Below are 8,786 nucleotides of genomic sequence, written 5' to 3' on the forward strand. Positions count from 1 at the left end.
CGCCCGCCGAACCGCCCGCCAACAACGCCCCGAGCGCAGCCGCCCCGCGCTCCGCGTCCGCCACGGTCACCATCCGCGCGCCGCCACCCCGCAGCCGAGCGACGATCCCCGGCCCGGACCGGACCACGTACGCGATGCCCCGCCCGGAGATCCGGTAGCCCCAGCCACCCCACTGCCCGGGCGAGACCTCTTCCCACCCGCAGGACTCGATGCGCGAGAGCGGCACGCGCATGATCGGGATCCGGGTCCACGTCGAGGTGAGCCGGAGCCCCCGCCGGTCGACGGTGACCTCGACCCGGGCGAGCACGAGCACGGCGATCCCGGCGACGAGCAGCAGCACGCCCGTGACCACGGCGGTGCCGGCACTGACCGACGCGGTCAGCCACACCGCCCAGACGCCGACGAGCAGTGCGACGCCCCCGACCGCGGCGAGCCACGGGCTGCCGACCCGGGCGCGCCACGCGACCCGGGCGTCCGGCGTGACGTCGAGCGGCTCGACGTCGTGTGCCGGCACCGGCGCAGCGTGGCGGACGAGCGCGATCGTCGGGGGAGCCGCCAGGATCGCGATCACCGGCAGGACGACCAGCGCCCACCACACCGGGAACCGCGGGTCGCCGGACGAGTTCACGGCCGCCACGACGATCCAGGCCGTGCCGAGCGACCCGGCGAGCAGGTTCGCGACCAGGAGCACCATCGCCCAGGTCCGCCGGTCGGCCGACCGCAGTGCCATGCCCGACAGCACGACTGACCCGACGGCGAGGGCAGCGGCGATCCAGAGCACGGGCCACGGCGAACCCCAGCCGTCGGCCGTCCCGTCGGCGCCGAAGTGCGTCGCCACCCGCGTCGGCAGCCCGGGGCCCAGCGTCAGCGCCGAGACGACCAGGGCCAGCAGCACAGCGACTCCGGGAGCCACCACCGCCACCCGTGCTCCGGCGTTCATCGATCGTGTGGTCGTCATCGTGCCCCCTTGATCATCGCGTACAGGTCGTCGAGCGGGACCCCGAGGGTCTCCGCCTGGTCACGGAGCTCCGTCACGAGTGCGCGGAGCCGGTCGAACGAGGCGTTCCCGGACCGCAGCACCGTCGCCCCGCGGCCGCGACGCAGCTCGATGAGCCCGTCGTCCTGCAGCTGGGCGTACGCACGGAGGACCGTGTGCATGTTGACGTCGACGGCGGCGGCGAGGTCGCGCGCGGACGGCAGTCGCTCCCCGCTCCGGAGGTCGCCGCGGGCGATCGCGTGCCGGATCTGGGCGGCGACCTGCTCGGCGAGCGAGGCCTTCGCCCCGGGATCGACGGTGATCAGCATGTTCGCATTCTATGCGAACAATCCGGCGCACGCCAGAGCAACCGGATCAGCAGCTGTGGACTGCTCCGTCCATCATGCGCGGACTGACCGTCCGCTCCACGCGGGTCCGCACGACCCCGCGTAGCTTCCCGGTACAGGGGTTCGTTCCGTGTCCCATCGGGATGCGAACCGTCCCGGGGGGAGCCGCTTCGACGAACATGCGGGACGCCGTGATCAGGGAGCACGACATGCCGAAGAACACCACCAAGTACACATCGAACGAGGACGTCCAACCCGTGAAGGTGACGACGTACCGACACCTCAGGAAGGCCACCCGGCGCGGGTGGGCACTGCCGACGGACGCCGAACCCTCGCTGGGTGACCTCGTCCAGATCCGGGACGGTCGTGGACGGGGGCGCCGATGAGTCCGCACCATGCGACGACGCCTCCGCCGGTGGACACCGACGTCCGCAGGACCCACGTCAGCGAGTTCGTCCGCCGTGGGAGTGACCCGGAAGAGGCCAGGGCGTTCTACCAGCAGGTCTACGACGGGCGGGAGGTCGCGTTCGCCCCGGGAGCCGAACCGTTCGCGTTCCGCTACCGTGCCACGGGTGACGGCCGGGTCAGCCTCCGCACGTCGTCGGTGTCCGCGTGCCGCTCGGGGATCCTGGCGCCGGACCGGCAGTACGTGCTGGCCTGGTCGGTCGAGGGCGGCATCGTCCTCGACGACGACCGCGACGACGAGGCAGTGACCCTCCGACCGGGCGTCCCGGTGATGTACCCGGCCGGTCGTCCCTTCCACGCCTGGGCCCCGCCCGGTACGCAGCACCTGGTGCACTTCGACGCCGACTTCCTCGAAGCGGTCGCCGTCGTCGGCTCCGACGCGTCCCCGACGCCGCTGACCCTCCCGGTCACCGCGCAGCCGGACCGGCTGGGTCCGCTGCTGTCGGTCCTCCGCGAGGTCGCTCCGACCATGCTCGACCCGCTCGTGGTCGACGGGGACCGCGCCGTGCTCGACCTCCGACTCGCCGAGGCCGCGATCGAGGCGTTCCACCCCGTCGACGAAGGCGTCGCACGCAGCACACCCGCCAGCACCGTCGAGCGGGCGAAGGCCTTCATGTACGCGCACTTCGACCGGCCGCTCGCCGCGACGGACATCGCCGCCGCAGCGGACGTCAGCGTCCGCACACTGCAGGAGGCGTTCCAACGGTACGAGGCCACCACCCCGACGACGTGGTTGCGGGAGCTGCGGCTCGAGAAGGCGCGGCTCGGCCTGCAGCTCGCGGACGTCCACGAGACCTCGGTCGCCGCGGTCGCGCACTCCTGCGGGTTCCGGCACATGGGTCGGTTCTCCGGGGCGTACGAGGCGCGGTACGGCGAGTACCCCGCCGACACCCTCCGCGGGCAGCGCCGACTGATCGCCGTCGCGTCGCGGACGATCGGGGCGGAACGCGCCGAGACGGTCCTGTTCTGAGGACCGGCCCGGTCGGTCCTGAACCGACCATCAGGGCGGACGGGAGGCACGGTGCCGTCCCGCCCCGTCCGCCCAGCCCGGCCCCTGGTCACGCGGATATCGTCGGGTGATGCAGTCCGAGACGCGTCCGGCCGCCGACGCGGCGCGGACCGAGGTCGCCGTCCGCGGGGACGGAGCGCCCGTCCTCGTCGTGCACGGCACGCCCGGCGGCATCGACGGCGCCGCGATCATGGCGCGGTTCCTGCCCTCCGACGGGTTCCGCGTCGTCACGCTGTCGCGACCCGGGTACCTCGGGACACCGCTCGACCCCGACCACGCGTCGCTCGACGACGAGGCCGACCGGTACGCCGCCGTGCTCGACGACCTCGGCATCGACCGCGCGGCAGTGCTCGCGTGGTCCGGCGGCGGTCCGGCCGCCTACCGGTTCGCCGCCCGCCACCCGGACCGCGTCCGGTCGCTCGTCGTGGCGGCCGGGCTCTCCGGGCGCTGGACCCCGCCGCACCCCGGGCCACTCGAGTGGGTCGTCACGCACACCCGCGTGGGGGCGGCCCTCGCACGGGCAGCGGCCCGGGTGGCACCCGGCGTGGTGGTGCGCTCCGTCGAAGCCGGCGTGAGCTCGCTCCGGGGAGCAGCACTCACCGAGCATGTGCGGGGCGTCCTCGCCGACCCGCTGCGCCGCGCGTTCGTGCTCGACCTCGCGACCACGGGCAACACCTCGGGACGGCACCGGCCCGGCTGGGACAACGACGTGCGGACGCTCGGCGCCGTGACGGACCTGGGCCTCCGCGACGTCCACGCCTCCACCCTGCTCGTGCACGGCGACGCGGACACCGACGTCGACCCGTCCCACAGCGCCCGGGCGGCGGCCGAGGTCCCCGGCGCCGAACTCCTCACGCTGCCCGGCGGGACCCACTTCGCGCTCTGGGCGCACCGCGATGCCGACGCCGTGCAGGACCGGGTCCGGGAGCACCTGCGACTCGGGCTCGCCTGACCCGGCCTCAGCCGACCCCGTCCGCCGACACCCGGAGCGCCCCGAGCAGGACGTCGAACGCCCGGTCGAGCTGCGGCATCGTCGACGCGCCGTACCCGAGGACCACCCCTGCGGGCGCGCTGCCCGGCGCGACCTCGTACTCGTCGAGCGCGCTCACGAGGACCCCGGCCCCGGCCATCCGGGCCACCACCGCCCGCGCGGTCACCGGAGCCGACCACGTGACCACCGCGTGCAGGCCGCCGTTCAGGGCACGCGCCTCCAGGCCCGCGATCCCGTCGAGCCGAGCCGCGATGCGCTCCCGGCGGTGCGTGTAGTCGCGCCGGACCCGGCCGAGGTGGCGGCGGAGCGCACCCGTCCGCAGCAGGTGCGCGAGCGCCTCCTGGACGGGCTCCGCGACGACCGGGCCACGTGCGGTGCGCGCAGCGGTGACGGCGTCGGCCGCGGTGCCCGGCGGCAGCACCAGCCAGCTGCACCGGAGGCGCGGGTCGAGCGTCTTCGAGAAGCCGCCCACGTGCAGGACGACGCCGGCGGTGTCGAGCGCCGCCAGGGCGGGCACCGGATTGCCGCGGTGCCGGAACTCGGAGTCGTAGTCGTCCTCCACCACGACCGTGCCGGTCTCCGCCGCCCACGCGAGCAGTCGGTGCCGGCGAGCCACGGGCATGACCGAGCCGAGCGGGTACTGGTGCGTGGGGGTGACCACGACCGCGTCGACCGGGCCAGCCGCCTCGAGGGCGTCGAGGTCGAGCCCGTCCTCGCCCACCGGGACCCCGACGAGCACGGCGCCCGCACTCGTCAGTGCCCGACGCCCGGAGCGGTACCCGGGGTCCTCGACGACCACCACCGGCGCCCGGCCGAGGTGCGCGCGGAGCCCTTCGACGACGAGGGACAGCGCCTCCGAGGTCCCGCCCGTCACCACCACCCGGTCGACGTCGGGGGCGAACCCGCGGCTCAGTCCGGCCTGTGCGGCGATCTGCGCGCGGAGCTCCGGCAGCCCGAGCGGGTCCGAGAGCGCGTTCCGCAGCGGGGCGTCGGCCGCGGCGCGCCAGGCGGCCCGCCAGTCGCGCTGCGCGATCGCGGTCACCGCGGGGATGCCGGGGCGGCAGTCGAGCACGGACCCGGACCCGGACCCGGCGTCCGTCGCGCCCGCGGTGTGCGTCGCCCTGCCCCGACCCGTCGGCGCTCGCCGCGTGGTCCGCGAGACCGGACCGACCGGCACCCCCTCGGCCACCCGAGCCGCCGCACCCTGGCGCGTCCGGATCCACCCCTCGCCGTCGAGCTGCTCGTAGGCCGCGACGACCGTGCCGCGCGCCACCCCGAGCTCGGCCGCCATCGCCCGCGTCGAGGGCAGGGCGTCCCCGGCGGCCAGCCGGCCGTCCCGCACCATCGCGCGCACCCGCGCGACCACGCCCGCGGTCTTGCCGGCCGTACTCTCTGACTGGTCCATCCGGAGTCCACCGATCTGGTCCACAAACCGGACCACTCTCGACCCTAGCGTTGCCCGCATGCGCACCACGAGCCTCCAGTCCGACCCCTCGCTCACCGTCCGTCGCCTGCGCGACCGGCAGTCCCACGACCCGGCGGACCTGTCCGCCGTCCTGGCCGAGGCGATCGTGGCGCACGTCGGCTTCGTCCGCGGCGGGCACCCGATCGTCCTGCCGTTCCTCTGCGGTGTCGGGGACCTCGGTGCCGGACCCGTCCTGCTGCTGCACGGCTCGACCGGCGGAGGGCTGTTCCTCGACGCCGGCGAGGCGGGCATCCCGGTCGCGGCGACCGTGACGCACGTCGACGGGCTCGTGTTCGCGCGCTCGACCTTCGACAGCTCGGCGAACTACCGGAGCGCGATGGTGGTCGGGAACGCGACCGTGGTGCCGGACGACCTCCGCACCGAGGCGCTCTGGCAGATCGCCGACCACCTCATGCCGGGCCGACGCGACGAGGTCCGCGAGATGACCGCCAAGGAGGTCCGCGCCACCCAGGTCCTGCAGCTGCCGCTCGACCGGTCCAGCGTGAAGATCCGTGCGGCCGGCGTCGGCGAGGCGGTGGACGACGGCGAGGACCACGGCGTGTGGGCGGGCGTTCTCCCGCTCGCCGTCCGGGCCGGGGCGCCGATCGCGGGAGCGGTCTCCGGGGACGCGCCGGTCGACGGGTCGGTCCGCGCGTTCGCGGCCCGGCTGGACGGGGCGGCGGCCGACCGGGAGGCGCGGGTCGCCGCCGTCATGCGGCCGACGACCGCCTGACGGCCGGCTCCAGGGCGGTCGGCGCGCGCGGGCAGCGCTCGCGGGCGGCGCTCGCGTCGGGCCACCCGAGCGTTGCTCGACGACGGCTCGGTGCCGGGTCGGAGCGGGCTGCGAGGAACGCCCGTCCCTGTGACGAACCGCAGGAACGCCCCGCTCCTGCCCAGCCGGGATCAGGTTCGTGACCAATACGTTATCTTTCCGAGTCGCCTGGTCTTCCGCTCGGGTCGGCTCGTCCGACCCGGAAGGAACCATGGGACGCCACGCACTCCCCGCAGCACCCGACACGGTCGTCACTCCCACTGCTCCTGCTCCTGCAGCGACTGCCCCCCCGGCTCCCGCTGCTCCGGCTCCTGCTGAGCTGCGTCGCCCGCGGGGTCGTCGGTCGGCCTTCGGTCCCGCCGTCGCCCGGTCGACCTTCGTCGAGCACGCGAAGCCCGCGCGGACCGTCTCGCTCGCACAGCACCGCCCGGTCGCCTCGACCGCCGTCGCCGGCACCGCCGTGCTGAGCCGGTCGGCCGCACTCCGAGCCGAGCGCGCCGTGGACCCGAAGCACATCCGCCGGGCGGCGAACGCCAAGCGTGCCGCCGTGCTGCTCGCACCGGCCATCGCCGTGACCTCGAGCCTGACGCTGGCCGTCCCCGCGAACGCCGCCACCCCGTCCGCCGAGGCCCACCACGGCACCACGACCTCGCAGCTGGCGCAGACGTACACCGTCGCCCGCGACGTGCAGGTCCCCGTCGTGCAGACCGACGGCATGACCACCACCACGACGATCGTGTCCTACCCGACCATCGTGACGAAGTTCGGCGTGAGCACCCAGCAGGCCGAGGACGCCATCTCGAAGGTGCTCTCCGCCGGCGGTGACCGGGCGACGGTCGTGTCGACCGCGCTGCAGTACATGGGCGACCCGTACGTCGAGGGCGGTGCGAGCCACCAGGGCATCGACTGCTCCGGGCTGACGATGGTGGCGTACGCCGCGGTCGGCATCCCGCTCGTCCACTACGTGCCGACCCAGGACGCCGCCGCGACGACCATCCCGGAGTCCGAGGCGCAGGCGGGCGACCTCGTCGTGTACGACAACGAGGACCACGTGGGGATCTTCCTCGGCGACGGCCTCGTGCTGCAGGCCCCGCACCCCGGCGACCCGGTCGACATCGTGCCGATGTACTCGGCCGCGCACCACTTCGCCCGGGTCCTCCCCGCGGGCAGCTGACGGGATCCCGTATCCTGGAGTGATGGCCTCCGAGACCCGCACCCCGTTCGAACAGCAGCAGTCTGCTCGGCCGCAGGTGCGTCCGCGCACCGAGGGCTGGAAGCAGGCGACCGACACCGAGGGTCGTCCGCTCCTGCAGTTCGCCTCCCCGAAGAAGGGGAAGCCGCCGGTCCACCTCGCCGACATGACCGTCGAGGAACGCGTCGCGAAGGTCAAGGAGCTCGGCCTGCCCGGCTTCCGCGCCAAGCAGCTGTCGACGCACTACTTCACGCACTACTCGTCCGACCCGGCGACGATGACGGACCTGCCAGCCGCCCAGCGCGAGGAACTCGTCGCCGGGATGCTGCCGCCGCTCCTCACCGAGACCCGTCGGCTCGCGACGGACAAGGGCGACACGATCAAGTTCCTCTGGAAGCTGCACGACGGAGCCCTGGTCGAGTCGGTCCTGATGCGGTACCCAGGGCGGATCACGCTCTGCGTCTCGTCCCAGGCTGGGTGCGGCATGAACTGCCCCTTCTGCGCCACGGGGCAGGCCGGGCTCACCCGGAACATGTCCACGGCCGAGATCATCGAGCAGATCGTCCGGGCCAACGCGGCCATCGCGGCGGGGGAGCTCGGCGGTGACCCGCGCAAGGGCGGCAACGACCGCGTCGACGCCGAGCGCGTCACGAACATCGTCTTCATGGGCATGGGGGAGCCGCTCGCGAACTACAAGCGGGTGATGGACGCCGTGCGGATCATGGTGGCGCCACAGCCGGACGGCCTCGGCATGAGCGCCCGGGGGATCACGATCTCGACCGTCGGGCTGGTCCCCGCGATCAACAAGCTCGCCGACGAGGACATCCCGGTGACCTTCGCGCTGTCCCTGCACGCGCCGGACGACGAGCTCCGCGACGAGCTCATCCCGGTGAACTCGCGGTGGAAGGCCGACGAGGCGATCGACGCCGCGCACAACTACTTCGTCAAGACCGGTCGCCGGGTCTCGATCGAGTACGCGCTCATCAAGGACATGAACGACCACGCGTGGCGTGCCGACCTGCTGGCCGAGAAGCTCAACAAGCGCGGCAAGGGCTGGGTGCACGTGAACCCGATCCCGCTCAACCCGACGCCGGGCTCCGTGTGGACCTCGTCCGAGGTGCACGTGCAGGACGAGTTCGTCCGCCGGCTCAACGCCGCGGGCATCCCGACGACCCTCCGCGACACCCGCGGCAAGGAGATCGACGGGGCGTGCGGGCAGTTGGCCGCTGCCGAGTAGGCGGCGACACAGGTCCAGACCAGAGGCACGGTGCGGGTTCGCACCGTGCCTCTCGTCGTCCCCGGGGGAGCCGCCCTTCCACACGATCCGCGTGGTTCCGGGCATCGAGCGACCGACACGCCCGGGATGTGGCCCAGGTTGGTGCTCCCGTTCACCTCTGCGTAGAGTAATCACTCGTTGCCGCTGAGGCGGAGAACGGAACGGCCAGGACGGTCACCGGGTCACAGACTCGGAGATCTTGTCCGCCACGGTTCTTCCCCGGGCAACGAAACCAAGAACGAAAGCCTCTCTGGTGGAGCATCCTTCGGGTGCCGAGCGGGGAGTGCGTCTGG

General features: G+C 73.7%; 9 protein-coding genes. 6 read left to right on the forward strand and 3 right to left on the reverse strand.

Translation table 11 applies throughout. The features are described from left to right. Positions 1 to 958: DUF1648 domain-containing protein (locus BIU96_RS17625; protein WP_071293877.1), on the reverse strand; the 958-nt coding region annotated here is incomplete at its 3' end. Continuing rightward, positions 955 to 1,305, reverse strand: coding sequence for a GntR family transcriptional regulator (locus BIU96_RS17630; RefSeq protein ID WP_071293878.1), 351 nt, complete (start codon positions 1,303 to 1,305; stop codon positions 955 to 957). The genes BIU96_RS17630 and BIU96_RS17625, both read right to left, overlap by 4 nt. Positions 1,306 to 1,532: 227 nt before the next feature. On the opposite strand from BIU96_RS17630, the gene BIU96_RS19995 reads away from it, so the two are divergent. The 3 genes from BIU96_RS19995 (at position 1,533) to BIU96_RS17645 (ending at position 3,749) form a co-directional block, all read left to right on the forward strand. After that, positions 1,533 to 1,709 (forward strand): hypothetical protein, encoded by a 177-nt coding sequence (locus BIU96_RS19995; RefSeq protein WP_175477599.1) that lies wholly within the window; start codon positions 1,533 to 1,535, stop codon positions 1,707 to 1,709. Next, positions 1,706 to 2,758 (forward strand): helix-turn-helix domain-containing protein, encoded by a 1,053-nt coding sequence (locus BIU96_RS17640; protein ID WP_083403048.1) that lies wholly within the window; start codon positions 1,706 to 1,708, stop codon positions 2,756 to 2,758. Before BIU96_RS19995 ends, BIU96_RS17640 begins: the two co-directional genes overlap by 4 nt. A 109-nt stretch (positions 2,759 to 2,867) precedes the next feature. After that, a complete protein-coding gene (locus BIU96_RS17645) occupies positions 2,868 to 3,749 on the forward strand; it encodes an alpha/beta fold hydrolase (protein WP_071293881.1) in 882 nt (293 codons plus the stop codon). Positions 3,750 to 3,756: 7 nt separating this feature from the next. Here the strand turns inward: BIU96_RS17645 and BIU96_RS17650 are convergent, their stop codons facing one another. Next, entirely contained in the window at positions 3,757 to 5,229 is a 1,473-nt protein-coding gene (locus BIU96_RS17650) for a PLP-dependent aminotransferase family protein (protein ID WP_175477600.1), read from the reverse strand. Between the two features lie 22 nt (positions 5,230 to 5,251). Between BIU96_RS17650 and BIU96_RS17655 the strand changes: the two genes are divergently transcribed. From BIU96_RS17655 to rlmN, 3 genes are all read left to right on the forward strand, one after another. Next, on the forward strand, positions 5,252 to 5,986 hold the full coding sequence (locus tag BIU96_RS17655) for a pyridoxamine 5'-phosphate oxidase family protein (protein ID WP_071293882.1): 735 nt from the start codon (positions 5,252 to 5,254) through the stop codon (positions 5,984 to 5,986). Positions 5,987 to 6,236: 250 nt separating this feature from the next. Further along, the gene (locus BIU96_RS17660) at positions 6,237 to 7,199 is read left to right on the forward strand and encodes a C40 family peptidase (RefSeq protein WP_071293883.1); all 963 of its coding nucleotides are present in this window, start codon (positions 6,237 to 6,239) and stop codon (positions 7,197 to 7,199) included. Positions 7,200 to 7,221: 22 nt separating this feature from the next. Then, positions 7,222 to 8,454 (forward strand): 23S rRNA (adenine(2503)-C(2))-methyltransferase RlmN, encoded by a 1,233-nt coding sequence (rlmN, locus tag BIU96_RS17665; RefSeq protein WP_071293884.1) that lies wholly within the window; start codon positions 7,222 to 7,224, stop codon positions 8,452 to 8,454. Positions 8,455 to 8,786 lie beyond the last annotated feature (332 nt).

The organism is Curtobacterium sp. MCBA15_008, from assembly GCF_001865065.1.
Lineage (GTDB): Bacteria > Actinomycetota > Actinomycetes > Actinomycetales > Microbacteriaceae > Curtobacterium.

What these genes read in the sequence shown, in the direction of transcription:
- BIU96_RS17640 (WP_083403048.1), top strand. Translation starts at nt 1,706, where the DNA reads ATGAGTCCGCACCATGCGACGACGCCTCCGCCGGTGGACACCGACGTC.
- BIU96_RS17660 (WP_071293883.1), top strand. Translation starts at nt 6,237, where the DNA reads ATGGGACGCCACGCACTCCCCGCAGCACCCGACACGGTCGTCACTCCC.
- rlmN (WP_071293884.1), top strand. Translation starts at nt 7,222, where the DNA reads ATGGCCTCCGAGACCCGCACCCCGTTCGAACAGCAGCAGTCTGCTCGG.
- BIU96_RS17645 (WP_071293881.1), top strand. Translation starts at nt 2,868, where the DNA reads ATGCAGTCCGAGACGCGTCCGGCCGCCGACGCGGCGCGGACCGAGGTC.
- BIU96_RS17655 (WP_071293882.1), top strand. Translation starts at nt 5,252, where the DNA reads ATGCGCACCACGAGCCTCCAGTCCGACCCCTCGCTCACCGTCCGTCGC.
- BIU96_RS17630 (WP_071293878.1), bottom strand. Translation starts at nt 1,305, where the DNA reads ATGCTGATCACCGTCGATCCCGGGGCGAAGGCCTCGCTCGCCGAGCAG.
- BIU96_RS19995 (WP_175477599.1), top strand. Translation starts at nt 1,533, where the DNA reads ATGCCGAAGAACACCACCAAGTACACATCGAACGAGGACGTCCAACCC.